The sequence below is a fragment of the Methanosarcina flavescens genome (assembly GCF_001304615.2).
GTDB lineage: Archaea > Halobacteriota > Methanosarcinia > Methanosarcinales > Methanosarcinaceae > Methanosarcina > Methanosarcina flavescens.
The window spans coordinates 326052-353021 of the sequence record NZ_CP032683.1 but is presented as its reverse complement, the minus strand read 5'-3'; the positions used below and the strand labels follow the sequence as shown (position 1 = coordinate 353021).

Sequence of the window (26970 nt, the reverse complement as noted above, 5' to 3'; positions counted from 1 at the left end):
CTAAAGGATGCCTGTTATGCTCGAGAAAGCGAGAGTTTCCTTCTTCCTTGCCAGCCGCTCCATAATCAGGGGCAATAAAGGGATTACGATCTTTACGGTCTTTGTCCTGACCCTGATCTTTGTGCAACTTGTGCTCTTTTCAACCATACTTGCAGGAGTTACGGCACAATTCAACAAGCTCCTTGTAGACTTCCAGACCGGAGACGTTGTAATCGAACCCAGAGAAGAGCAAAGATATATTGAAGACGCTTCCGCTCTACAGAAAAAAATCGAAAGTTTACCTGAGGTCACAGGGACTTCTGCTCGCCTGAAGTCATCGGGCTCCTTCCGCTACAAGGAAAAAGAAATGGGAGCTACTGTATACGGCGTAAACCCGACGGAAGAGAGCTTTGTCACGGGTCTTGAAGGAGCTATGATAAGTGGAGAGTTCTTAAGCAAACCGGATAGGGGCGAAATCATACTGGGCAGGGAAGTTTCAGGAGGCTTTGGAGGCCTGATGGAATCTCGTTCCCTTGGTGGTGTAGAAGTCGGAGACAGAGTTGAGGTCACAATCCAGGGTAGGACTAAAGAGTTCAGGGTTAAGGGAATCTATAGCACTCTCTTTTTTATGATCGATGCTGGTGCCTATATAACCAGAGCTGACATGGAGGAAATGCTCGGCATACAGAACCAAGATCTGGCTCAGGAAATTGCTGTCAGGACTATCCCAGGTACGGACGAGACCGTAACCCGAGAGAAACTCTTTTCTCTCGGGATAGGAGAAAATGTCCGCACCTGGAGGGAATTTGCCGGTATACTGGGCATGATAGAAGACACTCTGGGGATGGTTAGGAACATTATGAACTTGATAGGTCTACTGATAGCTTTTGTTATAATTTTTGTAGTTATCTACGTCAATATTGTAAATAAAAAAAGACAAATAGGTGTTCAGAAAGCGATAGGGATCGAGCAAAACGTAATAATAGGTTCCTTTGTCCTTCAGGCAATGCTTTATGCAGGTGCGGGTGTGATTTTCGGTTACATACTGATGAATTACGGAATCGTCCCGTACACGGTTTCCCATCCTCTACAGGTTCCGGCAGGAGCGATCAGTTTGGAGCTGGATAGCCTTGAAGCCTTAAATCGCGCTATACTACTTTTCTTGGCTTCAGTGGTGGGTTCTGTAATCCCTGCATATAGACTGGCAAATAAAAATCTCCTGGAACTTATCTGGGAAAAGTGAAACTGAGGTGAAAAAATGGAATCTCTGACAAAAGCCGGAATTGTGCCTGAAAAAGAAAACGAGGGTAAGACCATAACCCAGAACCTTAACCTACCTGCACAGGTTCCGATCATTGAGGGCATCGATATAGTGCGCACCTTCAGGATGGGAGAGGTACAGGTTCGTGCCCTTCGCGGCGTAAATGTAAGAATTGCACATGGAGATTTTATTGCAATCATGGGCCCTAGCGGCTCAGGGAAGACAACCCTTTTAAACCAGCTTGGTTTGCTTGATACTCCAAACTCGGGAAAAGTCATTATAGAAGGCACGGATACCTCACGCATGTCCGACAGTGAGAAAGGCAAATTCCGGCTTCGTAACCTGGGTTATGTCTTTCAGGACTATGCCCTTCTTCCCGAACTCAATGCTTCGGAAAATGTCTATATCTCCCTCATGATGCAGGGAAAGAGCAAAGCCGAATGCGAAACCACAGCCGCAGAAATTCTTACCGCAGTTGGACTTGGAGACCGCCTGCAGCAGCTTCCCTCCAAAATGAGTGGAGGCCAGCAACAAAGAGTTTCAATAGCTCGGGCTCTTGCCCACTCCCCAAGAGTCCTTTTTGCAGACGAGCCCTGTGCCAACCTGGACTCCCAGACTTCAAAGGAAGTCCTTGACCTCTTTAAAAAATTCAACAAGGAACAGGGGCAGACCATTGTAATGGTTACCCATGAAGAATGGCATGCTGATTATGCAGACAGGATAATAAGGTTAAAAGATGGAATAATTCAAGAGTGAATATTCTTCACAAGCCTAGGTATCTACGTAAACTGGATGTCCTATACAACACTGGACTTTGAATAAGATCAATATATGTGCCAGGATCTATCAAGGAAGTCAAAGATACATATTGATTTGCTGGTACCATGCCAGCAACCTACAGAGAAGAGATCTTTGGTCTCTCAAACGACTGCAGAAAATATTGCACCTGACATGTTACACGTTCTAACATATCGAAATGCAAATATTCTATTCCCCGTAACGTTATATTCTGGAGCTGCCCTGAAACCAGTTTTAAGTGTCTAATAGTTGAGATTTTTTTCTTCGGTTTGATGCACAGTTCGTGTAATAATATAACTATTAGATCAATGAGATAAGCATTAGATCAATGAGATAAGCATTAGATCAATGAACTGAGGTTAGAAAGGTATACAAAAAAAAATAAATGAAATAATATTAACTGTTAAAAATATTATATACAATAAGTGCATAGTATAATCTGCGTTCTCATCTTTTTAATACCCCACTAGCAAATAACACCTACTTCAGGACATTACTCCACTGTAAAGGGATAAAAAGAGAAACTCACATTCCATGAATTAAAATGCCTCAATACCTCTTCCCCAGCTAGAGAGAAGTGAGTCTCTTGAACACCGTTCGGAACTCCCAGGATTTCGGTGAGAACGCTACCTCATTTTAAAAGAGATTTTAGAATCCTCAGGATAAACTGTTTAACCACGACCATTGTGCCGGTCGATCACGCCGTCATGCTGATTTTTGATCAAATCCCGAATCATCGCCCGAGGCGCTGCCCGAGATCCGTCTCGCCCGAATTGCGCCTCGGGAGCACGCTGCCCTTTTCGCTCACTTTGTTCGCTCAAGAGGGCTTATTTTTGGACAGAAATTTTACTTATTTTTGCCCGGATCCTGCAAGCCTTTTAACAGGCCTCCTTAAAAAACTTGGTATGAACCTTTTTCTAAAAAGTTTGATCACGAGCCTTCTCAAAAAAGGCTTGAGCGAAAACCTTCTGAGAAAAGGTTTTATCGTAAACTTTCAGAAAAAACAGCGACTCGGGTGGTGACTCGGGCAGCGGTTCTCAGGTAGTTCAATGCTATAAGGTTAGGTTGGTGAAAAAAGATTAGAATCTTATACTAAGAAAAAGTAGTTTAAATAACATTATGTGTTAAAAATATTATATATGGTGCGAACATAGTATAATTTGCGTTCTCATCGCAAGACCACATAGCAAGACCTATTCCACAAGAAATACTTCAACGCCTACTCCGAAAAATTACTAGAAAAGTGAAGAGACAAGATAAAAAGCTCGCAACCCGTGAGTCCAGTGCCACACCTCTTCCTGAACAAGACCTGATAAGTGCCGTTCGGAACTTCCAGAAATTTCCAGATGAGAACGCAATCTTTTCTCTAGACAAAGTATCACTGTAGTTTTTCAAGATAGTAAGAATATTGAAAGATAATTAAATATCAGAATATATATTAAGTACTAGAAGATCAAAACGGTAAAGAGCAGTAAAAATCAGCAGAAAACTGTAAAAGCAATAAAAAAGAGAGTAAAAAGGTAGTAAATAAAAAAGATAGCAAATAAAAAAGAGTCTTTATACTGAGATTACCTCACTTTTTTGCCGTTTGAAAATCCCGATTACTTTCCCTTCCTCATCGATGTTGTCCTTTATCCAAACCAGTTCCCAGCCCTCATTTCCGATTCTTTCAAGTTCTCCCATCATCTGTGGCAGACTTAAGCCATCAAGTTTGCGAGAATCATACTCCCATAGATGTATCGTTTAATACCCCTCCAGATAATGATAAAGATAAAATTTTTAATGTTTATATTGAAATAAAACTATAAATAACCCGAACAAAAGGAAAAAAACAATCAGGTATTCCCCCTGAATTAAGCTATATCTTTTTTATCTAGATTCATTTATTCCATTTCCCCTTTTCTGCGTTCTATTTTTTAAGTGAGATTTACTCTATCTTAGAATCGTATAATTCCGGAATTTCGGACCGAAAGAGTATACCATTTTCATACCTTAATCTGCGGATTCTCTCCTTTGCCATTAATCTAATATGAGCTCGATTTCTTGAGGGTATCTTGCACCCGGATACATAGGTGTGAAAGGCTCCGAGTTTTGCCTTGCAATATAGAACATATTCTCGCCGAAATAGGTAATAGAATTGAGTTGATATTTTTCGAATACCAGGCGAAGGAACTTTTTTGAGAGGGGAGGTTTTGCAAACTCAAAGTCCGTGTCGCTTACTTCGATTCCTGCCTCGTACATAAAAAAAGGATGTCAGGATAGGATATAAATTGCCATGTAAGGAGTCTGCAAGCGTTTCAATTCTCTCCTCCCAGATCAGAACCTTTTTTTCTTGCGGTCTTTTGTTAAGGATGACTTCTTTTGCTCAACCCGTTCCAGAAGGGCTTTTCCAAGGTTTGAGTATTCTTTTTTTACAGGCTTTTCTTTTTTCGCAGTTTTCTGAGTAAAAATAACTTCCTCTTCTTTATTCTCTAAAAGCGCTGAATATGTATCAAAAGTTTGAATAGAGTTTTGAAGAAGCTTTTTTTGCCCGGACAGGTCGCCAGGGCTGAGTTTTCCAGCACGTGTGAGAAGTTCTGCAAACTGTTCAAAAATTCCAAGTAATTTTTTATCTTCACTGCTGATTTCTTCAGCCATTTTTGAGAGGTATTTCTCGCTCTCAATTCTTGCTATGCTAGGTCTGTCGCTGAAAAGGATGAATAACAGAGCCTGATAGAAATGATAATAGAATTCAGGAATATGGAAGCCTATAGAAGCTTCGGATGCCTCTTTAAAGTAATTGACCGCTTCTTTTAACCCAAAAATGTAAGTTGCCTCGTTTTCCGCCCTCAATGACCTCCAGAGGGAAGCTTTTCCAAGGGAACGAAGAGCATACCTTCGAACATAAATGTACGGCTTGTCAGTAAGCGTCTTCAAGTCCCTCCAGGCCTGGGTTTTGTCCGGTACATGGAAAAAGGCAGATCCAAGCACATGTGCCGCCGTCCTCTGCACAAAACTATCGCTATGATCAGAAAGCCTTACCAGATCCATCCAGGCTTTTCCTTTATCTGGAACCTCTGCAAAGCCTGAAGATAGAGCGAGAACAGCCCCTTTCCTGACTTCTCGGTCTTCAACGGACACGAGCTTGATAAGTTCGTTCCAGGCTGCCTGCTTATTTTCAGAGTAAGCAAAAGCGGCAGCAAGAAGTTCTGCTGCTCTTTTACGGATCTGGGCATCCTGGCTTTCAGTAAGCCTGACAAGGTCATAAAAAATTACAGATTTATCCTCTACTGCCGGAAAGATATTCGTAAGCAGGTCTGCAGCATCCCTTCTGGTGCCTGTGTCCTCATCCCCGGTCAACTCAAGGAGTTCGCCCCAGATATCCTGCGCTCTGCCGTTATATCGTGAATAAGCCGCAAGCAGAGCTTCTATTTCAACTTTTTGTCTCTGAGGATCCGGATCAGAACTCAGGCATATGAGCTTACTTATAATTTCTTCCCTGTCCGGAATGGAGCCTGACCCTGCAAACAGGTCAGCCATATCTTTCTTTAGTATGTATGCCCTGCTGTCAGGCTCAGTCCTGGCAATTTTGGAGGCAAGCTTGTTACGACCCTTTTCTTTAACCTGTCGTCTGCCGTTTTCCTCATTTTCCCCGGAGAGGACAGAACTCAGGGAATTAGTTGCTTCCTTTCGAAGAAAAGTACCCTTTTCTGATGCAGTTTGATAGGCTTCTCCAGTCTTACCTCTTTTTTCGGGCTTAACCTGTTTTTCGGATTTTTCTTTATCTCCGAAGAAATCGTCTTCTCCCAGCTCCCGGTCTTCTTTGGATTTGTAATCTTCTCCGGACTTGCACTTCCTCCGGTGTTTATCCAGCTCTCTCCAATCATATTTTCCTATCTCTTCCCACTCCCTTGCCTCACGTTCATTACATAGTTCGGGATAAGCAGAAATAAGCGTATCTACAACCTTTCGGAGCACAGAACTCTCCTTCGTTTCAGCCAGGCGTACAAGTTCGGAATATGCCTCGCTCCTTAAGGAGAGATATGGGAAAACCTTTGTGAGAATGCAGGCCGCTATGCTCCGTATATCTTCCTCCTCATCCCCTGAGAATTCCAGGAGTTCCATCCAGAGTGAGCCTTTGTTATCCATACCCGGGAATAAGGATATAAGCGCATCAGCTGCCGCACTCTTGACCTGGTTGTCACTGACCCTTATCAGGTTCAGGAAATCTTCCCAGACCTTTCTCTTGTCAGGCATATCAGGAAATATAAAAATCAGGGCATCTATCGCCTGCTTCCGGATATGCCCATCCTCGTCTCTCGTAAGCCTGAGGATATCGTCCCAGGCTTTTTTCTTATCCAGGATGTGAAAAAAAACCGAAGGTAGAGCCAGAAGGATTTCCCTCTGAACCTCAGGATTTCCCGATACTGCAAGTTCCAGCAGAGTCTCAAGGGTTTCATCCTTCATCTCATCCGGCATCCGGGTGTAAACAGTTCCAAGAACACGCGCAGCCTGTTTCCTGATTTTTTCATCCTCAGACTCCGTAGCCAGTTCCAGTACCTCGTTCCAGGCTTCTTTTTTTCCCTCATCTGTCAGTTCCGCGAAAACAAGACTCAAAAATGAAGCCGACTTTTCCCGCACATAAGAATACTCTGAAGTTCCCATTGCAAGCAGGTCTCTCAATACCTGCTTTTTATCAGGAATTTCTTTTATCAAATAGTAAAGCGAATTGACAATTTCGTTATTTACGTCCTCCATGCTTGATCTGGAGCTTATCAGCCCGATAAGATCCCTCCATGCCATGGCTTTATCCGGCATGAGAGAAAAAACGCTAACCAGAGCATTGGCTGCAGCTCTCATTACATTTTCTGCCGGATAAGCTGTCAGATTAACGAACTTGTTCCACACAAGTTCCTTATCCGGGGCATTCGGAAAAACGGTTACAAGGGAGTTGATGGCTTCTTCCCTGACTGCACTGTCCCTGTCAGAACAAAGCCTTAGTAAATCTTCAAAAGCCAATCTCCTGTCAGGAAAAGCCTCAAAAAAGATTCCCAACTGCTTTGCGGCCTCTATTCTCTCATCCGAAACCTGACTGTAAGTTTTATTATGTATCCCTGGCTGCTCACTCAAGAATTGCCACCGACCTCTGCTCTAACGCTGTCCTGTTTACAAGCTCCTATTTACAATTCAATCTGGCAGATTTCCTCTTATAATTATTGATTCCAGATTTCAACTGGCAATAAAGAATGATGAAATGTCAGACTAAGTAGAAAACTGGGCAAATCATATTTGAATCAGAAATTTCTCAGGCAGGAGGCAGGATAATCTCTTTTTCGGGATACCTGCAAACACAATGCCCAGGAAACGAGAAGCGCTCCTTAGTATACTAAAAAAATCAGAAGTATAGTTAAAAGAATATTATCATCTCAAAAGCGGAGTCCTGAATGGAAATATCCTACCTTGACCTTATTTTCTCTTCTGAGGAATTTTTAAAAATGTTCTTCTAATATAGGACTATTTGAATATAGACTTATAGGACTATTTGAATATGGACTTATATAATTGTGAATTATGTAGTCATTGAGGGTGTTACACTTGGTGTGTTGCACCTGCCTCTACCAGTTTATTGAGACCGAAGGGGAAAATAAGACTAACATATTATGTTAAATGGAAGGCTGAAATAATGCGGCAACAGGATATAATAGCCAAACAACTGGCGCAAAGAGTAACAGATTTTATTGAACCTGTTATCCCCTATCTGGTCGTAGGGTCCAAAAAAGCGATTGAGGAAGCCAGCAAACAGGTGGGACCTGAAGTCTGGGAGATTAAGAGAAAATTATGGGGAAAACTATGTTCGACAGGGTGCGTTGGGTTGAAAGAAGCCGCAAAAGATATGATTGTTGCACCTTCTGATATGGAGGTAAGGCAAGTTCTGACTCAGGAGATTTTAAAATTGCTTGAAGAAAACCCTGATTTAACTGAAGAAATTTCGTCTTTTATGGAAGATAAATCCATACAGAGGCTGGTGACCGAATATAATCTGGCCAGGGCTACAGATCAGAATTCAAAACAGGAATCAAAACAGATCTCGAGACAAACCCTCATTGATAGACTTAGAGTGTTTGAGGAGTTTAACAGACTGCTTGAAGGATTTGCAGCAAGAAAGGGCATTTCTGAGGGTCCGGAGCGGTCTGAAATGCCTGATATCGAAAAGCTTGCTGGTTCGGGCATTACAGGTAAAAAAAGTGCAAGTGCCCTGAGAATTGAGCAAATCGCAGAAATTAAACAAATCGAAAAAACGGACTTTGCAAGAGCTTACGCCGCAAAGAATAATCTTGCAAAAATTTATTTTGGAAACACAGGCGTTGTGAAAGCCGAGGCTGAACTCCAAAATGAGTACGAGAAGACAAAGACCCTTTTGTTGCAGATTTCTTATCTGGAGAAGCCGGAAAAACAAGAGGTATTGGAAAAGGCCCTTGATTTTGCTTCTAGGATCCAGTACGGGGACCTGAGATCACAGGCTCTCTCCCTGGTTATTCCATATCTTATCGGACCAGAGAAAGCCGAACTTATCAGGAAAGCCCTTGAATCCGCCTCCCATATTCATGACGAGGATGAAAGAGCCCTTGTTCTTTCTTCACTTCTCCCCCACCTGAGAGGTCAGGGCAAAGAAGAGCTTATTGAAAAAATCTTTGGCTTTGCCTACTTCCTTAAGTATGGGGATATAAAATTCCAGATTCTTTCCTCGCTTCTTCCTCATCTCTACGTATCAAGGAATGAAAAACTTATTGAGAAAGCTCTTGAACTGGTAACAGTGATTCACTCCAGATATCAAAGGGTACAGGCTCTCTCATCTCTTATTATATACCTGAGTGAACAGAGAAAACAGGAAGTTATAGAGCAGGCGCTTGAGCTGGCTTTCACTCTTAAGGATAAAGACATGAGGCCTGAGGCCCTCTCATACATTCTTCCATATCTGGATGAACCACAGAGAAAAGAAATTCTTAAAAAAGCCTTTGATATGGCGTCAGGAATTAAATCTGAATATCAAAAAGCTGAAGCCTTATCCTCGCTTGCTCCATACCTTGATGAGCTGGAAAATGACGAAGTTATGGGCTCCTGACTCCCTATTCTTTACTTTCTTACTCTTTCTTACTCTTTTTTAACTCATGATGCTCTGATAGAATTATATAATTAACTTCAGCAAACCAGAAGCGTAGGAAAGATGATTCAAAAACTTTAGATGTATAAAATTCCTGTCGCTCCTGAAAACCAGAATATTCATATACAATAGAAATTCGATAATTAAGAGCGCTTAAATATATAATTAATCTATTATTAATCCTACAAAAATTAATTTTGATATCGTTTATTTGCATTGATTATTTTACTTTATTATATCGATGCATTAGCTGAATCAAATAGCCGAATAAGTAGTCGAATAAGTAGCCAAGTAAATAACCGAATAAATAGTCGAATAAAATAGCTGAATTCGGAAAGGGGGTAAAAAGTGAAAATCAAACTGGTATTTTTTCTGCTAGTCCTGTTTCTGGTTTTCTCTGCGGGATTTGCTCAGGTGCAGTTAGGAGGGAGCGGGTGCATGCCTATTAAACTCGTTAATGTCACACCTGACAGATTTGAGTGCATGAAGGAGAGACTTCAGGACGCCGGAATAACAGTCCCGCCTGGGAATGAGGGAGAGCTTTCGGGACAGGGTTTTACTGCAGAATTCGAGTGGGATGGATAGTCGAACCTTACAATTACGGTTACGGACAAACCTCTCTTTGTCAACTGTAATAACATAGACCATGCATTAATACGGTTTGTAAAAGAGTGCGACAGTACGAGGAGCTAATAAAGCTTGTAAATGGGCTGTACGCACCTAGGTTTATATGCTTCGAGATTATCTCTTTAGCTTTTTAACGTATATTTAGTTTCTATTCTTCCCTTCTTGCAATTTTAGCCTCTGTCTCAACAAGTTGACCGGAAAAAACCATTGCAAGAATGGACTGCCTCAGTTTTTCTGTTTTTTCTCTTGTTGTTTAGTTTTTGGATTGACAGAGAAAGCAAAGTGCATGCAAGTGCCAAAAAAGTCATCAATATGATCGCAGAATCTTAGAGACGGTATCATACATTTCTTTCGCAAAATTTATAGAAAATACGGCTTCTTCGAAAGTAACAAAAGTTCCGCCGTACTGGACGTTGTGACGAGAGATGCGCATCTTATCGAAGACGTTTACGAGTTTTAGTAGGAGAGGATCATCTTTATACAGATGTTTAAGTGCGATACTGAGACAGGAGTGGCTGCGTTCTGTATAGCCTTTTGAGAAAAGTAAAGCTCTAGCACTATGAAATGCACTATTATATGCAGCTAGCTGCACCATTTCATACTCGTCGATTTCCAAATTCTTTTGTGCGGAGCGCAGAAAACGTTCTGCCGCTGATATCGATACAGGTATTCTTTCCCAAGCTCGGGAATCATGCTTAATCAGTTTTTCGGCTTGGCACTCCTTCCAGTTCATAGTTCCGCACCCGTGAAAAGAATGTGTTTGGTGAGTACGCTAAGGACAAAGGGATCATCTTTTTTCTTTCGACTCTCCCATTCATAGTAAGGGATAACAGTCACTTGAAGCTCATGCCCGACATTTGTTTCAATTTCTGGAACGAGTGCATAATTAACGTCCTGCTCTGTTCCAATTACCAGAACATCAATATCACTTTTTTCATCAAAACTTCCAGATGCTATGCTCCCGTACACTGCAAGAGAAATCGCATTTGGAGCCAGTTCTTCCAGCTTTCCTTCCCACAGCTTCAGCACCATAAAAGTTTTTTTCAATTCCCTTGCTATATAGCTGGAATTGTTAAGGGTAAACATATGCGCCGTACCGATTTTTTCCATGTCCACAAGTTGTTCTCTGTAAAACAAATCTGTGAACCTCTTGACGCTGCCGGGTGAAACCTCAAGCTCACGGGAAAGCTCATTAATGTTTATGGAACTGGTAGGGTGGGAAAGAAACCATCCCAGGATTTTATAGGAAGAAGCGTAAAACCACTAGGTCTTTAGCCTAGTGGATGTAAGCGTCAACTTAACCTTGGTTCCTGATGTATGCCTCAGCTATTTCCTTACTAACATTTCCTATAGTTGAGGCAAAATACCCATCACTCCACAAAGTCTTTTCTCCCCAATAATATCTTTTAAGATAGTTGCCTTGACTTTTCCATAACCTATTTGTAGTCTCTTGTTTCAGTTTTCTAACTATAGATACAACTGAAACTTTAGGCTCACTCTTAATTAACATGTGGATATGATCTTTGTCAGTTTCCATTTCCAGTATTTCAAAGTCAGACTCTTTTTCAATATCGTGAATAGTCTGTTTAAGTTCTGCGTTAAGTGGTTCTAATATCTTTTTCCTGTACTTGCAAACAAAAATAACATGGTACATAAGCAAAAACTTACTGTGATTCTTGTGCTCATACTCCATATTTACCAAAAACTATATATGTTGGTAAAGCATATAATACCATGTATGATGAAAGCGTTCAAGTTTAGACTATATCCGACAGAAGCCCAAGCTGGTAAACTTAATCAGCACATAGGTAGCTGCCGCTTTGTCTATAACTGGGCACTCAGTCAGAAAATTAAAACATATGAACAAACTGGAAAGTCTATTTCTAGGTTTGACTTAAACAAATTAATTCCAGCTTTAAAAACCTCTAATGAATGGTTAGGTGAGGTAAACTCTCAATCATTACAGGGAATGACTAAACAAGTAGAGTCCGCTTTCACTAGATTCTTTAGAGAAAAGAACGGATTCCCTAAATTTAAGTCTAAAAAGAATCCTATACAGTCTTTCCCAGTACCTCAGCACTATAGTGTTGATTTTGAAAACAACACTGTTAAGCTTCCTAAAATTGGAGAGATTAAAGCAGTTCTGCACAGACACTTTGAAGGTGAGTTGAAAACAGCAACCGTTTCAAAGACTTGTAAAGGAGATTACTACATTAGTATCCTTGTTGAAGATGGAAAAGAACTTCCAGTAAAGGAAACTTTCACAGAATCAACAACAGTAGGAATTGATGTAGGTATCAAAGACTTTGCTGTCCTTTCAACAGGAGAAACGGTTGAGAATCCAAAGTACTTGAAAAACTCTCTTAAAAGGCTCAAAGTATTACAGAAAAGAGTATCAAGGAAACAGAAAGGCTCTAAGAACAGAGCAAAAGCTAAACGAAGACTTGCTGTACTCTATGACAAAATAACAAATCAGAGAAATGACTTCCAGAACAAACTCTCTTTTAGACTTGTTAGCGAAAACCAAGCTGTAGCTCTGGAAACTCTAAATGTTAAAGGCATGGTTAAGAATCATCATTTAGCACAGGCTATAAGTGATTCTGCATGGAGTAGTTTTGTAACAAAGTTGGAATATAAGGCTCAATGGTTTGGGAAAACTGTTCTGAGAATAGGACAATTTGAACCCTCTTCTAAGCTCTGTAGTGTGTGTGGATACCACAATAAAGAGCTTCAATTGAAAGATAGAGAATGGACTTGCCCAGATTGTAAAACAAAGCATGATAGGGACATTAACGCCGCTATCAACATTAAGAAATTCGCTCTCATAGATCAAAACCTAATAGGGGTTTGAAACCTATTCAACACCTGCGGAACGCGGGGAAGAGCCTGTTGACTTGCTTTCAGTAGAAAGGGGAATGAAACAGGAAGCCACTGAGTCTTTAGCTCAGTGGTAGTTCACTACCAACACATTTGTTAAATTCGTCTATCATTCAATATGTTGAATGATCATTCAATATATTAAACGATTATGGCATGACCATAAATCCTGGCTGGATCTTCGTTATCTTAAAATCTTAGCAGAAGAAAAATGTCAAACTAATTAATTTTGAGCTTGCGAACCGGAAAATTATAGAATTCTTGGACTCCGAGATACTCAACGGCTGCGCAGCAGGCGGCCTTTCCTGAAAAATAAAGAAGAAAAGAGATTAAATTCGAAAAGATATAACATTGTCATTTTTTCTTGCTTTTCACATTTTCTATTTTCCTCTTTTCCGCTTTTATTCTCTCAAGCAAAACCTCCGCCGTCTCATATTCCCTGCCTTCTCTTCTTGCAATCTCAGCCTCTGTCTCAACAAGTTGACCGGAAAACGCAGGTTTTTCGAGTTCGTTCGATTTTTGATTGACATTTTAACTAAATGAATTCTTATTGGACCTAAAGCTTAATGTAATCGTAATCTATAATTTTGCTAGAATCATAATAAATAAAACATTAAAAGTCATTTGGTAAAAATTTACACAAACTTGCTAATTCAAAAAGAATGTAAAATAATCAAATGAAAATATTCTGAACATAAACAAGCAATCAATAGATGGTAATTTAATGAAAAATTTAAACCACAAACAAAGAGCTCTTCTTTACACTATATATAAACTACATGAACGGGACTTATCTTCTAAGTTTATGGTAGTGAAGAGTCTTTTTTTGTTAGTGCACGTAGAACGAATTGATAAGTTAATTAAATTCTACAATTTTTTCCCTTATAACTATGGACCTTTCTCTATCGTTTGTTATAACGATATTTCCAAGCTGCAAAAAGAAAGCTATATCATAGAGAAGGATAAGCAACTTGAACTAACCGAAAATGGTAAGGCATTTCTAAAGGGAATTGACAAGAAGGTAGCTCTAAAAATAAACAGAGTTGTCGGGAAGTTTAATTCTGACAAAGAAATTAAGGCATATGTCTATCGAAAATTCCCTGCTTATACGATAAGAAGTAAGCTTCTACCCCCTCAAGAGGAGAGAAAACAGGAACCATGTCTTTTCACCATAGGATATGAAGGAAGAGACATTGACCTTTTCCTTAATATCTTAATTCAGAATTCCATAGATATTCTTATTGACGTTAGGAAGAATCCCTTCAGTATGAAGTTTAGTTTTACAAAAAATAGACTTAAAAATTATCTTGAGAACTCAGAGATTCAATATATTCACATTCCTGAGCTTGGAATAGAAGGAGAAAAAAGAAAAGCCCTTGCCACATACAAAGATTACGAAAAGCTCTTTGAAAATTACGAGAAAACCACAATAAAAAAAAACCCTGAACTTTTAGATAAAATTGTGGAGTTAAGCCGAAACCATCGTGCTGCACTAATGTGTTTTGAGGCGGACGTAAATAGGTGTCATCGTGGAGTTATTGCACGAAATATAGTCCAAAAAGAAAATGTGGAAGTTTTAAATATCTGAAACACATAAATGCCATATAATACTATTGTCATATTTTTTGGAGGCTTTTCCTGATTGAAACAGGAAACCGAGAGAATCTTAGTTCTGGTGAGGGCTACACCAGAAGAAAGTAAAAAACATGGTTATCTTGTATGTGTTGCCGGAATAAATGAGAAGGGAGAGTTCAGGAGAGTTTATCCTTTCGAATTCAGTTATGGGGAAAAGTCAATCGATTTTAAGAAGAAAGACAGGATTGAAGTTGTCCTTACAGAACCGGATAACGACCAAAGAAAAGAAAGCAGAAAGCAAATCCGCTACAAGAACCTGCATTCTCCTGTTGAGGACGAAGAGCTAAGAAATTTACTCCGGTCGAAAGTAAGTTCAATAGAAAAATTAACAGAAGAGAATGCAAGTCTTGGAGTAGTAAAGCCTGAACTTATTGATGTAAAGGTAGAAATAAATAGTACTGAAATATATGACAAGCAGCAGTACTTTAATTTGATGGGCGATTATCTGGTCGAGAAAAGAGAAAAAGTCAAAATGCCTGTCGAATTAAGATATAATTTCAGGTGCAAAAACAATCCTGCCTGCAGAGGACACCAGATTATCCTGCTTGACTGGGAATTTAACGAACTTGCAAGAAATATTATGCGGACTGACGCAAATCCTGCATCCATTGAAAAAAAGATTCGAAACAGGTTTTATGACTTCATGAAGGAAAGAGATCTTTATTTTGTAATGGGAACCCATTTCCGCTTCAAGACTTGGATGATTATTGGGATTTTCTATTTAAAGAAAAAAGACGAAAAGCAGAAGGAACTTTTTGATTTTTGAAAGTTTTTATATCATGTATATTATGAAAATCCAAATTGTAAAAAAATTATATAGTTGAAGGTCTATTTTATTAAAAAGATGGATTGATAGAAAGAACAGTTTTATCATCAAATATTGAATCGATAGGTTGTGATGAGAGTAAAAAGTATTAGAAGTTGAATTTAAATAAGAAAGTATATATCAATATAAAGGCGTTCCTACAATATTCTTCAAAATCTTCTTCGTGCAGGTTCACATGGAAAGTATTTCAATGTGTGTATAAAAGATAAGTACCCAACAGCAAAAATTAATTAGATAACTTAAGCAATAATTCGTTTATTTCACTAGGGATTTTTGTTTTATCACAATAATTACCTAATACTTCTCCAAAAATTATTTTCCTGAATTTTTTTCCACTGCCACTATTTAAAGATTGAAGTTCTGAACTGAACTTTTTGCCAGGATTAGAGCTACATTCCTCTCTTAATTTATTTATGTTTTCCAAAGTCCATCTGGATTTGCTAATATCTTTTCCACACTCGACTAAGTAATTTTTCCAAGATTCATATATAACATCATCACTAAATGAATCTTCAAATTCTTTTGTTCCTACAGTGATCTGCCTATCTGGGTGGATTTTTAGCTCATCGATTAATTTTAAAGTTTCTTCGCTTGCGTCATTGTCCTTAACGACGTAAATACTATTTTCGTCCACTAACTCTAACAAAGCTTTTGCAAAACCAGGAATATTCTTTATTCCTCTTGTATTTATTACCTTAATTAAATCACTATTTAATGAAACATCATATATTTTTTCATAAATCCTTGGCAAAAATGATTCTTCTGTTTCACCTTCTACAATAATAATTTTCTTGGCAAAATACAAGTAGATATTTTCAATTCCAAGTTTTCTTAAGATCTCATCTGAAGTTTCCGGTTCATTTTTTAGAAATTTGATCTTTGTTTCATTTGCGTTCTCTTGGACTAATAGACGTATTTGTTTTGGCTTTATAGCATTTATTAAAAAGGGTGAGTGAGTAGTTATGATAATTTGACAGCCTTTTTTACCTAATTCTTTTAAAATGTTTAATAGTTCTAACTGTGCTTTTACATGTAAGTGTGTGTCTGGCTCATCTAGTATATACAATTTTGAGTCTTTGCATGGCTCTTCACTTTCCATTTTGTATTCAAGTAATGCTAAAGAAATTCTTCTTTTGGTTCCATCCCCCTTTTTTTCAACGGAAATTTCATTTCCATTTTCTAAAAATTTAACTTTTGAATAGATATTTAAATTCTTAGGTTCAAACAGGGGTTCTATTTTAATATCAGTAAGTCGATTTAAATACTGTTTCAATTTTTCTTTTATTCCTTTTGATTCAAGGTTTTCAGAAATTGATTTGGCATAACGATCCAATTCTTCTTGAATTATTTCTTTAATTGTTTTCTCATCTTGAATTTTTGTGTCCCAAATATTAGCTTGTTTGTCTTTGAGAAAAACTTCCTTAAAAAAAAATTCCACATTTTCAAATTGTTTTCCATCGAGTTGAATTTTATTTAATCCAAAAAAACGCCCATTACTAATGGTTATTTCATCTTCAGATAATTTCGAAACTAACTGATTTTTTAAAGTTTGGATGCTACTATTTACGCGTACAGTCAATCCAAACATTTTAGCTAAATCTTTGATCTTAGATTCTTGAGCTTCAGTTAAGCTACCTGGTAAAGAATTTAGAAATTCTTTAGTTTCTTGAATGAACTTTTGACTTGGTTTTATTATAAAACTAGAGTCAGGAAATTTTTCTTTGCTGTATTTTTTTATAAATTCAAAGTCTTCCGTAACTAGTTTTACTTCTATTTCTTCACGTCCATAATTAAAGTCATCAAGTTCTAATGAATAATCTTCCGTAAAAAGATTTAAACAGCTGATGATAGAGCTTTTACCGCTGTCATTTTCTCCAACTATTAGAGTAATATCATTCTCAAATGCAATTGTTAAGTTACATAAACACCTAAAACCATCAATTTCTAGCTGTTTAATCTTCACTTTAATTACTTCCACTAGTAATTAATGCCAGTTACTTCCTAATGTATTTATAGATATTTAATTTTCTAATTATTATATTAAGAGCTGCAGTTGACAGAGTCGGAGTACAATAATGGTAAAAAACTCATCTTTCCTTCTCACCCCTCCCTATCTCTTTCTTTATCCTCCAACCAAAGGAACATTCTGGATACAGTATTACGGTACTGTTCCAACTAATTCGAAATTTACTTTTTTCAAACTCACACCTTTATATAATCCTGAACTTACCTCCCAGCATGAGCAACGGTACTATCAGAGCAAATATTAAAGAAGGGATGAACGTAGGGATTGTTTAAAAACAAGACCAGAAAACCGGAAAAATTCAGAGGGCGTTGTAAGAAGAATATTAACCAATTCTTCAACTCATCCGCAAGGAATAAAAGTCCAGTTAACTGTGCACCAATTACAAATTTTGATTAACAGATTTGCACATTGAATCTTAAAAATAACAATTAATTCAAAAAAAGAAAAGAAATAAAGCCGCAAAACGCAGCTTCACTTAATGCTCATGCACATGCTCGTGCCCGTGTATTCTGCCCTCTTCGTGAGCCTGCTCGATCTGTTCTCTTTTAAACTTGATATAAGCCTCATTGATTCCTTTAAGGCAAATTGTACAGACATTTGCTTCTTTTTTCACGATTCCTTTTGAGAAATCGGGGACCTGAAGTTCTACAGGGTAAACCCTGCCTTTTCTTCCGCACAGAGCACATTTGCTTCTCCTGCAGGAAAGTTCTTCTTTATCAATGCTTATGTAGGTTTTCTGGGCGGAATCGAGGCAGATTGCACAGAGTCCTTTCCACACACCCTCTGGATAGGCGAATTTGAGGAGGGGAGGGAAGGTTTTGACCGGGATAACGGTCGGGAGTGCACGTCCGCAAAGATCACAATCTGTCATTTCTCATACCTCCTTAGGCTAATACCTGTGCTGCATCCATTGCCCACTGCAGGAAGGGTTCGGACCAGATTCCCATTACCAGCACGCCGGCTACTGCAATCAGGAGAGCTGCCGCATATTGGAAAGGCATTCCTATCTTTTTGCCGTCGGGGGGCAGGAAATACATGTATCTTACAAGCCTTGCATAATAGAACAGCGAAAGGGCACTATTCAGGACTGCGATTACTGCAAGCCATGCCATTCCTGCTTCAATAGTCGAAGAGAAGAGCAACAGCTTTGCCATGAAACCTGCAGTTGGGGGGATACCTGCAAGGGCAAAGACGAAAACCGTCATTGAAAGAGCTGCCAGCGGCATTGTTTTTCCAAGACCTCTGAAATTGTCCAGATGATCCGGAGTGATTAGATCCCCTGTCTTCTGTGAGGTTACCATCCAGACAACGGCTGCGGCTGCAATAAATGCTCCTCCTTTCATAAAGGCATGGGCAAGGGTATAGAAGATCCCACCTGTAAGCGCCATTGGGGTCATTACCACAAAAGCCATTGCGATATACCCTGCCTGGGCAAGGGAAGAATAGGCAAGCATGCGTTTTACGCTTGTTTGCGATACTGCAACCACGTTTCCGAAGGTCATGGTAACGACTGCAAGAATTGTAAATGCAAGCTGCCAGTCAACCTGAAGGGCTGGAAGAGCCAGAATAAAAACCCTGAAAGCTGCCACAAAACCCATCTTTTTCGACCCGGCTGCAAGCAGGGAGGAAACTACTGAAGGCGAGCCCTGATAGGCATCAGGAGCCCACATGTGGAAAGGCACAAGCGCCATCTTGAAGCCAAAACCTGCAATAAGCAGCACGATGGCGACAAGCCCGATAGGATTCTGAGCCAGAAAAGCGGCATTTTCAGCAATTGCAGGAATTCTGGTAGTGCCTGTTGCCCCGTAGACAAAAGAGATGCCAAAAAGCATGAGCGCTGAAGAGATTGCACCTATTACAAAATATTTCATGGCGCCTTCGAGCGACCTTGCATTCTGCTTCTCAAAACCTGCAAGCGCAAAAGTAGCAAGACTTGCCAGCTCAAAGGCACAGAAGAGCAGGATCAAATCATTTGCGGATGCCACACCCATCATCCCGAAAGTTGCGAAGAGCACAAGGCAGTAGAACTCTTCGGTATGGTCGCTGTTTTCGTTGTACTTTATTGAAGCAACCGAGACGATCAGTGCAACTGCCAGGAATACCAGCTTGAAGAACTGGGAAAGGGCATCGATACTGACAGTATCATAGAATATCACAGCTTCGGTCCCTAAACTCTGTACAGTCAGTACCAGAGCTGCAAGCACTCCCAGGGTTGCCAAGTAACCGAGCACATTCTTGGTCCTGGGGGACATGAAGACCCCTATTAGCAGTATAATCAGGCTGGTTGCAGCGACTGCGATTTCAGGTGCAAGTAACATAAAATTCACTATTTTTTACACCCCCAGGGCAGCCCCAAGGCTAACTATTGCTTCCGAGTTCGTAATCATCATATTAAGCACCGGATTCGGGTTCCAGCCGAAATAAATCACAAGGAGGGCAATTACCCCCATTGAAAAGACCTGAAGGGAGTTAATATCGCTGATATCCCCGAGTTTCGCATTGTACACTCCGAACATCGCCCTCTGCATTGCCCAGAGATGGTAACCTGCAGTAATCACTATTGCCAGCAGGGCAAACAGGACAAAACCAGGCAGGTTGACATAACTAAAGGTAAACACTAGGAACTCGGCTATAAAGCCGCTAAGCCCGGGCAGGCCGAGGGATGCCATAAATCCGACCATCATAAGCACAGTCAGTTTCGGCATTCTCTTTGCAAGCCCGCCAAGATTGTTGATGATCCGTGTGCCTGTTGTGGTCTGGATTGCACCCGCAGACATGAACAGTATGCTCATTATAAGCCCGTGGGAAAACTGCTGGAACATAGCACCTGAAACTGACAGTGCAATGAAGCCAGCCGAACCCAGTACGACAAATCCCATGTGGCTCAGACTGGAGTAAGCGATCATGCGTTTGAGGTCTTTCTGCCTCAGAGCCACAAGCGCCCCGTACACTATGCTGAAAGTTCCGAGCAATCCCAGCATGTTAATTATAAGTTCAGGGCTGCCTGTATTCGGGAGCATGGGCAGCGAGATTCTGAAAAGCCCGTACCCTCCGATTTTAAGCAGGATAAAAAGTACACTGCCTGCCGTAGGGGCTTCGGTATAAGCATCCGGAAGCCAGGAGTGGAAGGGGAAAACCGGCAGCTTTGCCAGGAACCCGAAGATAATCGAGAGGAAAATCGCATCCCTCAACAGGCTGGATTCAAAGAACTTGAACTGCGCAACCAGTTCTCTTATATCGAAGCTGGGAGCCCCTGTCTGCTGCCAGGAGGCGTAGAAGAGACCGAAGATCCCAAGCAGCATTATCAGGGAGGCTACATGCGTGTATATAAAGAACTTGTACGACGCATGTACCCGCTTTTCTCCTCCCCAGATATTCACCATGAAGAAGAGGGGAATAAGGGTAAGCTCCCAGAAGATATAGAAGACCAGGAAATCAAGGGCTACGAAGACTCCTATAACTGCAGCCTGCATGGTAAGGATCAGACCATAGAACCTGTTAGGGGCTTCCCTGTCTTCCTTCCAGCTGTAAAGGATCAGGAACGGGATAACAATCGAATTCAGGAGGATGAGAGGCATGGAAATGCCGTCGATCCCTACTGAATAGTTAACCCCGAGAGAGGGAATCCATTCTATAGACTCAAAGAACTGAATGGTAGCAGTACTGCTGTCAAAGTTCAGGTAGGCATACAGGGTAAGACCAAGAGTTGCAATGGACCCTAAAAAGCCCAGGCCTGCAGCTTGTTTTTTCGTTTTTGTGAAAAAGGTCACGGCTGCGAAAATCAGCGGCACCAAAATCAACAGTGATGCAACCGGCAGCATCAGAGCACCTCCATTATTAACTTAACAAGTATAATTAGCAAACTCACACCTGCAATTAAGGCAGTTGCATAAGTCTGGACAACTCCGGTCTGAATTCTCCGGAGTTCCTCACTTACACCGACTGTAAGAATTCCGATTCCTTCCACGATGCTGTCAACTATTACATCAAGCACCTGAGTAAGAAGAGCAACTACACCGTATACTATTCCGAGTGAGAAGAACTCAGTATATATCTCGTGCTGATAATAGCGTTTGTAGAGCAGCCTGTAAACCGGATTCTTCATTGAAGCGAGAGGTCCGAGCTTGATTATCCTCAGATAATAGATTATAAAAGCGACTGCAAGACCTGCAACGGCTACAATCAAAGGCATCCACAGGACAAGAAGAGGCTCATGCCCTGCTGCCTCTACAAGCTCATATCCGCCGATGCCTGCAAGGCTTCCTATGTCAAGATTCACGAAAGTGTTGACAAAGGTCTCCTCAAGGAAAGCCATAAACCCTGTCTGTGTCAGCCCTCCAAACACTAGGGCAAAGACTGCCAGAATGGAAAGGGGGATGGTCATAATGGCAGGAGATTCGTGTCCGTGATAGTCACTTCTGGGCTTTCCAGTAAAGGTCATGAAGATCAGCCTGAAGATGTAAATCGACGTGAGGAGTGCGGCTGCAATTGCGAACAGATAGGGAATCCAGTTGTTGCTGTGCTCTCCAAAGATATAGGCAGCTTCAATAATTGCATCCTTTGAGAAGAAGCCGCTTGCTCCTATTGAAGTCCCTGGAATTCCAAACCCTGCAAGAGCCAGGGCTGCAATTGCCATAGTAACTGCCGTAATCGGCATTACCTTTCCTACGCCTCCGAGCTCCCTCATATCCTGAGTGCCGACGGCATGGATTACGCTGCCAGCACAGAGGAAAAGAAGCGCTTTGAAGAAAGCATGGTTGATCAGATGGAATATGGAAATGCCGACGGCTTCAAGCCCTATTGCTGAACCCATTCCAAGACCGAGCATCATGTACCCTAGCTGGCTTATGGTTGAGTAAGCAAGCACACGTTTGAGGTCGTTCATTACAATGCCCATAGTGCCTGCAAAAAGCGCGGTAAAGCCTCCGAGATAGGCAACCACCATAAGGGATTCAGGGGCTGCAATAAACATCGGGAAGGTTCTTGCGACCAGGTAGACCCCGGCAGTAACCATTGTTGCAGCATGAATAAGGGCTGAGACGGTTGTTGGGCCTTCCATTGCATCAGGCAGCCATACATGCAGGGGAAACTGCCCGGATTTTCCTACGGCTCCTCCGAAGAAGAGCAGAGTGATAATAGTAAGGTGGCTTACTTCAAAGCCAAAAATATTTGCCTGAAGAGCTGAAAGCTGCGGGATGTAGCTGAAGATCTCGTCAAAACGGAGCAGGTATGTTCCGTCCTGGAAACCTCCTGCAAGTCTCAGGAGATCAGATGTCAGTGTGACTATCCCGGTAAGGAACATCACATCTCCGACCCTGGTTGTCAGGAAAGCTTTCTTGGCAGCGGCTGCAGCCGAGGGCTTTTCGTACCAGAAGCCAATAAGGAGATAGGAACATAACCCTACAAGTTCCCAGGAGACAAAGAATTGAAGAATATTGTCCGAAAGCACAAGGGAAAGCATTGCCGCAGTAAAGAGCGCAGTTTCTGCAAAGTATCTGGGTTTTCCCGGGTCATGGGACATATAGCTGACTGCATAGATATGGATAAGCAGGCTCACGAAGGAGACCATTGACAGCATTACTGCAGCCAGAGGGTCAATCAATATTCCGATATTGAGCACTGCAAACCAGGAATAGGACTGGCTTACAACCTCTTCCGGGTTTGCCAGCAGCCTGAGCGTAATCACTAAAGAGATTATGAAGGAGGCAGCAATTGCCAGGATAGGAACGATTGCACCGCCTGATGACATTTTTTTGCCGAAGAAGAAAGTGATTACAAAAGCCAGTGCAGGAAGCAGGGGGATTAAAAATGCGAACTCTTCCAGAGCCGTTTTTACCACCTCAGGATGTTGAGCTCATCAAGGTTGATATTGTCGTGCATTCTGTAGATTGCCATGAAGATTGCAAACCCAACTGCTGCCTCGGCAGCTGCAAGGGCAATTGAGAACATAGCGAAGACCTGACCGTCAAGCGTATTTGTATAACTTGAGAAAGCTACAAGGTTCAGGTTTGCGGAGTTGAGCATGAGTTCAATGCACATTATCATCCTGATGCCGTTTTTATGCGTCATTACACCATAGAGTCCGATTGAGAAAAGCAGGGCTGCAAGCCCGAGGTAAAAACCTAAAGGAATCATCGTTTTCCCTCCCCTTTTGCCATGTAGATCGCTCCTATAAGGGATGCTAGTAGGACAATTGAAAGGACCTCAAAAGGCGCTACATACTGAGTAAAGGTCAGCACACCTATACCCTCTATATTACTCTGGTCGGCAGGATTTGCAGGAAGTTCGGAAACTGTATTCCAGGAGGTTCCGAAGGCTCCGATTATCACTACAGCTGTAAAGAGCAGGGCTACAAAAAAGGCTAGAAGCTGATTAGTCCGCACCTGGTTCACCCCCTATCTCACGTTTTGTAAGCATAACTGCAAAGAGGATCAGTACTCCGATAGCTCCTATATAAATCAGCACCTGGATAATTCCCAGGAACTGGGCGTTTAAGAGGATATAGAGAGCAGCTATTCCGAACATGCACATAATAAGAGCAAGTCCAGCCCGGACAACATCTTTTGCAATTACCACAAAGATTGCAAAAAATATTGTGATAACTGCAAGAAGCCCGAAAACAGCCATTTGCACAGCTGCTCCAATTTCGAGTCCTATAGTCTCGAGTCCCATCGCTTCGAGCCAGATCATCTCTCGTCACCTTTCTGAAGATCGACTTCTCTGGCGAGTTTATCAGGGGTCATAAGCAAGTCTTTATGCTTCCATTTAACGAGACCTTTAGCGTATTCCTTACCACTTGAAAGCGCGCCTTTCGGGCACTGGTCTATACAAAGCCCGCAGAAAAGGCAGTGTCCTATGTCAATCTGAGGGAACCAGCGTTGTTTCTCACTGCCTGGCGCAATAGGAGCTTTTACAATCTTGATTGCGGCGTTAGGGCAGGTATTGGCGCAGATACCACAGCCTATGCATTTACTTTTATTAAGTATCTGAAGCCCCCTGAACCGGTCGGAAAGTTCTGTAGTTTTTTCCGGATACATCCTGGTAACGGGAGGCCTTGTTATGTTTCTAACCGCGTATTTAATGTTTTTAAGAACCATGATTTCATCACGCTCCCAGGTAGAGTCCGAGCACCACAGCCCAGACAAGGTTTAAAAGGGCAAGAGGAAGCAGTTTCTTCCAGCTCAGGTCAACAACCTGGTCGATCCTGAATCTCGGAATAGCCCATCTGAGACCTATAATTACCATAAGTACAAAGACAGTTTTCACAAGCAGGAATCCTGTTGGGGCTATAAGACCAAGCACAGGGTTGTTTGCAACAAAGGAAGGTACGTTCCAGCCGCCTAGGAAGAGAAGGGCTACAAGGAAAGAACCGAGGATCATGTGGATATATTCGGCAAAGAAACCGAGCCCGAACCGCATTCCACAGTACTCCGTAATCCAGCCTGCTACGAGTTCTTCTTCGGACTCATTCTGGTCAAAGGGAAGCCTTCCCATATCAGCCATAAGGGATACAAAGAACACGAAGAATCCAATAGGTTGAAGGAAGATATTCCATAGAAGTCCCTGTGATCTTGATATTTCCACAATACTCAGGGAGCCTGTCATGATAGCTATACTTACCACGCTTAATCCGAGAGGCACTTCATACCCGACCATCCGGGCGAAGTTTCGGAAAGCTCCGAGCAGGGAATATTTATTGTTCGAGCCGTAAGCCACCATGAAAATCCCGAAGATTGAGATTGCGGACATCGCTTCAATATAAAGCACACTTATGTCCATCTGAGTGACCGCAAGCGGGTATTCGACCCCATTAATAAAGACCGCGCCCACGGGGATGGCTACCAGCATAAGAAAGACCGAACTGATCATAAAGATGTTAGCATTATTGAAAAGCAAGCTGTCAGCATTCAGTGGTCTTAAGTCTTCTTTTGTAAAGAGCTTGATTGCGTCGGCTACGAGCTGCAAAAGCCCGTATTTTCCTACACGGCAGGGTCCCATCCTGGATTGGATATCGGCAGAAAGCTTTCTTTCGAGCCACACAGCTCCCATAGCTGCTATGAAGATAAATCCAACCAGAGAAAGGCCGACAGTTCCGCGAATCCAGGGGAGTAAAGGAAGTATAAATTCAGGAATTTCTATTGGCATTGTAATCACCTGTCCGCTTCACTGGTACAGCCGTCCATACTGCCCGAAATTGCCGCTACGTCTGCAACAGTCGTGCCTTTGATAAGCGGAGGCAGAGCTTGCAGGGTTGGGTAGTGAGGACCTCTGATCTTTACCCTGTACGGTTTGTCCGAGCCATCGGAGATCATATACATTCCCATTTCCCCTCTCGGGTCTTCCACTCTGTGGAATACCTCACCTGGCGGAACTCTCATCACCGGGGTTCTCCTGCCGTACAGGGTATCTTCCGGAAAAATTGAGCCGCCTGGAAGTTGGTCAAGACACTGTTCTACTATGTAGATGCTTTCCCTCATCTCATTGAGCCTGACCTGCACTCTTGCAAAAGAATCTCCTGCGGTTTCCGTGCAGACTTTGAAGTCCAGATCTTTATAAACCAGATAAGGCTCATTTTTCCGAATGTCAAAAGGTACACCGGTTGCACGCAGGGGAGGCCCTGAAACCCCAAGTTCCTTTGCAATGTCTGCAGTCAGGACACCGATTCCAACGGTCCTTTCCCTATAGATCCTGTCAGTGTGGAACATTTCTTCAAAGTCATCGATGGATTTTTTCAGATTGTTGAGGACAGGAATCGCTTTTTCTTTAAAGCCATCCGGAAGGTCGTCACGCACCCCTCCAAATCTCAGGTAGCTGTGAGTAATCCTGGCTCCTGTGACCATATCGATAAGGCTAAGAACCTCTTCTCTTTCCCTGATTGTGTACATGAACATGGACACGAAGCCAATGAATTCTCCAAATTCACCCATACCCAGCAAGTGGCTCTGAATCCTTGTGAGTTCCTCAAGAATGACCCTAATATACTGAGCCCGCTCAGGCGGCTCGATGTCCAGCAGTTTCTCAGTACAGCCTACAAAACATTCTTCGTTTACAAGGGCTGCAAGGTAGCATATCCTATCCACGATTGTAATTCCCTGGAGGTAGGTCTTATTCTCCAGAATTTTTTCAATACCTTTGTGAATGAATCCCAGTTCTACCTCGGCATCCACGACTGTTTCTCCTTTTAATCTCAGGTTCAACCTGAAGGGTCCGGGCTGCATGGGATGCTGAGGGCCCAGGTGTATAATCATCTCATTTGGTTCAAGCTTTTCTTCCATTTTCCACCCCCTCATACCAGATTTCTTGCTGTTTTATTAGGGAAGCCCTCGTAATCTTTCCTGAGAGGCCATTCTCCGAGCATATCTTCGGGAAGTACAAGTGGCTTCAGATTAGGGTGGTTTTTGAACAGGATCCCAAAAAGTTCGTATGTTTCCCTTTCATACCAGTTTGCATTCCAGTATACCGATACAATTGATTCGATTTCCGGGTAATCTCTCGGAAGTCTGGCTTTGAGCGTAAGAACTACAGGATGGTTATATGATGCAATATGATAGACTACCTCAAACTCATTCCTTTTTATGTAATCCACCCCGCAGACTGAACAGAGGTGGTCGAATTGAAGGGAATCCTTCAGGTACTGGCAGACTTCTTTTGCTTTCTCTTTATCGACGTAAGCCCTGGCGCGGATTTTGGATTCGGCTGTTGCTTCGAAAATTGCCTCAGGAAACGCACCTGTTAGTGACTTAAGAATTTCTGTAACATCCATAATTTTCCCTCGAATGAATCTGAAGGTCAAAAAGAGC

At 41.6% G+C, this 26970-nt stretch carries 26 protein-coding genes and 1 pseudogene; 9 read left to right on the top strand and 18 right to left on the bottom strand.

The window, feature by feature from the left end:
• The first annotated feature begins 7 nt into the window (after nt 1-7).
• From AOB57_RS01515 to AOB57_RS01505, 3 genes are all read left to right on the top strand, one after another.
• On the top strand, nt 8-1222 hold the full coding sequence (locus AOB57_RS01515) for an ABC transporter permease (RefSeq protein WP_226999580.1): 1215 nt from the start codon (nt 8-10) through the stop codon (nt 1220-1222).
• A 15-nt stretch (nt 1223-1237) separates the two neighbouring features.
• Complete coding sequence (locus AOB57_RS01510) at nt 1238-1996, top strand: ABC transporter ATP-binding protein (RefSeq protein WP_082384088.1); 759 nt, start codon at nt 1238-1240, stop codon at nt 1994-1996.
• A 1285-nt stretch (nt 1997-3281) separates the two neighbouring features.
• Complete coding sequence (locus tag AOB57_RS01505; protein WP_167829502.1) at nt 3282-3425, top strand: hypothetical protein; 144 nt, start codon at nt 3282-3284, stop codon at nt 3423-3425.
• A gap of 170 nt (nt 3426-3595) precedes the next feature.
• Here the strand turns inward: AOB57_RS01505 and AOB57_RS14770 are convergent, their stop codons facing one another.
• The 3 genes from AOB57_RS14770 to AOB57_RS01495 all read right to left on the bottom strand — a co-directional run bounded on the left by AOB57_RS14770 (nt 3596) and on the right by AOB57_RS01495 (nt 7147).
• Entirely contained in the window at nt 3596-3724 is a 129-nt protein-coding gene (locus AOB57_RS14770) for a hypothetical protein (protein ID WP_264371708.1), read from the bottom strand.
• A gap of 333 nt (nt 3725-4057) precedes the next feature.
• A complete protein-coding gene (locus AOB57_RS01500) occupies nt 4058-4279 on the bottom strand; it encodes a hypothetical protein (protein ID WP_226999579.1) in 222 nt (73 codons plus the stop codon).
• 75 nt (nt 4280-4354) lie between these two features.
• Nucleotides 4355-7147, bottom strand: coding sequence for a HEAT repeat domain-containing protein (locus AOB57_RS01495; RefSeq protein ID WP_054298107.1), 2793 nt, complete (start codon nt 7145-7147; stop codon nt 4355-4357).
• A 553-nt stretch (nt 7148-7700) separates the two neighbouring features.
• On the opposite strand from AOB57_RS01495, the gene AOB57_RS01490 reads away from it, so the two are divergent.
• Both AOB57_RS01490 and AOB57_RS14385 read left to right on the top strand, forming a co-directional pair.
• Entirely contained in the window at nt 7701-9140 is a 1440-nt protein-coding gene (locus AOB57_RS01490) for a hypothetical protein (protein WP_054298108.1), read from the top strand.
• A gap of 387 nt (nt 9141-9527) precedes the next feature.
• Nucleotides 9528-9764 (top strand): hypothetical protein, encoded by a 237-nt coding sequence (locus AOB57_RS14385; protein WP_226999578.1) that lies wholly within the window; start codon nt 9528-9530, stop codon nt 9762-9764.
• Nucleotides 9765-10113: 349 nt separating this feature from the next.
• Here AOB57_RS14385 and AOB57_RS01480 read toward each other — a convergent pair whose 3' ends face one another.
• The 3 genes from AOB57_RS01480 to tnpA form a co-directional block, all read right to left on the bottom strand.
• On the bottom strand, nt 10114-10539 hold the full coding sequence (locus tag AOB57_RS01480; protein WP_054298109.1) for a HEPN domain-containing protein: 426 nt from the start codon (nt 10537-10539) through the stop codon (nt 10114-10116).
• Nucleotides 10536-10943, bottom strand: coding sequence for a nucleotidyltransferase domain-containing protein (locus tag AOB57_RS01475; protein ID WP_226999577.1), 408 nt, complete (start codon nt 10941-10943; stop codon nt 10536-10538). Before AOB57_RS01475 ends, AOB57_RS01480 begins: the two co-directional genes overlap by 4 nt.
• Before the next feature lie 160 nt (nt 10944-11103).
• Nucleotides 11104-11499, bottom strand: coding sequence for an IS200/IS605 family transposase (tnpA, locus tag AOB57_RS01470; RefSeq protein ID WP_054297573.1), 396 nt, complete (start codon nt 11497-11499; stop codon nt 11104-11106).
• A gap of 45 nt (nt 11500-11544) precedes the next feature.
• Here tnpA and tnpB point away from each other — a divergent pair, with 45 nt between their 5' ends.
• From tnpB to AOB57_RS01455, 3 genes are all read left to right on the top strand, one after another.
• Entirely contained in the window at nt 11545-12657 is a 1113-nt protein-coding gene (gene tnpB / locus AOB57_RS01465; RefSeq protein ID WP_054297574.1) for an IS200/IS605 family element RNA-guided endonuclease TnpB, read from the top strand.
• Between the two features lie 831 nt (nt 12658-13488).
• The gene (locus tag AOB57_RS01460) at nt 13489-14271 is read left to right on the top strand and encodes a DUF488 domain-containing protein (protein ID WP_226999576.1); all 783 of its coding nucleotides are present in this window, start codon (nt 13489-13491) and stop codon (nt 14269-14271) included.
• A 54-nt stretch (nt 14272-14325) separates the two neighbouring features.
• On the top strand, nt 14326-15084 hold the full coding sequence (locus AOB57_RS01455) for a hypothetical protein (RefSeq protein WP_048166206.1): 759 nt from the start codon (nt 14326-14328) through the stop codon (nt 15082-15084).
• A 286-nt stretch (nt 15085-15370) separates the two neighbouring features.
• Here the strand turns inward: AOB57_RS01455 and AOB57_RS01445 are convergent, their stop codons facing one another.
• On the bottom strand, nt 15371-17107 hold the full coding sequence (locus tag AOB57_RS01445; protein WP_167829501.1) for an ATP-dependent nuclease: 1737 nt from the start codon (nt 17105-17107) through the stop codon (nt 15371-15373).
• Between the two features lie 379 nt (nt 17108-17486).
• On the opposite strand from AOB57_RS01445, the pseudogene AOB57_RS14995 reads away from it, so the two are divergent.
• Nucleotides 17487-17582 (top strand): annotated as a pseudogene (locus tag AOB57_RS14995) (DUF2196 domain-containing protein); the annotation flags it as partial.
• 63 nt (nt 17583-17645) lie between these two features.
• On the opposite strand, the gene AOB57_RS01435 reads toward AOB57_RS14995, so the two are convergent.
• The 11 genes from AOB57_RS01435 to fpoC are packed head-to-tail and all read right to left on the bottom strand — an operon-like array spanning nt 17646 to nt 26933.
• A complete protein-coding gene (locus AOB57_RS01435) occupies nt 17646-18041 on the bottom strand; it encodes a F420H2 dehydrogenase subunit FpoO (protein ID WP_048166209.1) in 396 nt (131 codons plus the stop codon).
• Between the two features lie 13 nt (nt 18042-18054).
• Nucleotides 18055-19500: a F(420)H(2) dehydrogenase subunit N gene (gene fpoN / locus AOB57_RS01430; RefSeq protein WP_167829654.1), complete on the bottom strand. Its 1446-nt coding sequence runs from the start codon at nt 19498-19500 to the stop codon at nt 18055-18057.
• Nucleotides 19501-19503: 3 nt separating this feature from the next.
• Nucleotides 19504-20991: a F(420)H(2) dehydrogenase subunit M gene (gene fpoM, locus AOB57_RS01425; RefSeq protein WP_054298892.1), complete on the bottom strand. Its 1488-nt coding sequence runs from the start codon at nt 20989-20991 to the stop codon at nt 19504-19506.
• Nucleotides 20991-23009: a F420H2 dehydrogenase subunit FpoL gene (fpoL, locus tag AOB57_RS01420; RefSeq protein ID WP_054298891.1), complete on the bottom strand. Its 2019-nt coding sequence runs from the start codon at nt 23007-23009 to the stop codon at nt 20991-20993. The genes fpoM and fpoL overlap by 1 nt, the downstream gene beginning before the upstream one ends.
• Nucleotides 23003-23305 (bottom strand): F420H2 dehydrogenase subunit FpoK, encoded by a 303-nt coding sequence (fpoK, locus tag AOB57_RS01415; protein WP_054298890.1) that lies wholly within the window; start codon nt 23303-23305, stop codon nt 23003-23005. The genes fpoL and fpoK overlap by 7 nt, the downstream gene beginning before the upstream one ends.
• Nucleotides 23302-23553, bottom strand: a complete 252-nt coding sequence (fpoJ, locus tag AOB57_RS14765; protein WP_054298889.1) for a F420H2 dehydrogenase subunit FpoJ — start codon at nt 23551-23553, stop codon at nt 23302-23304. The genes fpoK and fpoJ overlap by 4 nt, the downstream gene beginning before the upstream one ends.
• On the bottom strand, nt 23543-23860 hold the full coding sequence (locus tag AOB57_RS14760; RefSeq protein WP_264371707.1) for an NADH-quinone oxidoreductase subunit J: 318 nt from the start codon (nt 23858-23860) through the stop codon (nt 23543-23545). The genes fpoJ and AOB57_RS14760 overlap by 11 nt, the downstream gene beginning before the upstream one ends.
• On the bottom strand, nt 23857-24267 hold the full coding sequence (gene fpoI / locus AOB57_RS01400) for a F420H2 dehydrogenase subunit FpoI (protein ID WP_054298888.1): 411 nt from the start codon (nt 24265-24267) through the stop codon (nt 23857-23859). Before fpoI ends, AOB57_RS14760 begins: the two co-directional genes overlap by 4 nt.
• A gap of 7 nt (nt 24268-24274) precedes the next feature.
• The gene (gene fpoH, locus AOB57_RS01395) at nt 24275-25315 is read right to left on the bottom strand and encodes a F420H2 dehydrogenase subunit FpoH (protein ID WP_054298887.1); all 1041 of its coding nucleotides are present in this window, start codon (nt 25313-25315) and stop codon (nt 24275-24277) included.
• Nucleotides 25316-25320: 5 nt separating this feature from the next.
• Nucleotides 25321-26445: a F420H2 dehydrogenase subunit FpoD gene (gene fpoD, locus AOB57_RS01390; RefSeq protein WP_054298886.1), complete on the bottom strand. Its 1125-nt coding sequence runs from the start codon at nt 26443-26445 to the stop codon at nt 25321-25323.
• A gap of 11 nt (nt 26446-26456) precedes the next feature.
• Nucleotides 26457-26933 carry a F420H2 dehydrogenase subunit FpoC gene (fpoC, locus tag AOB57_RS01385; RefSeq protein ID WP_054298885.1) on the bottom strand — a complete coding sequence of 159 codons (477 nt, stop codon included), beginning with the start codon at nt 26931-26933 and terminating at the stop codon, nt 26457-26459.
• Nucleotides 26934-26970 lie beyond the last annotated feature (37 nt).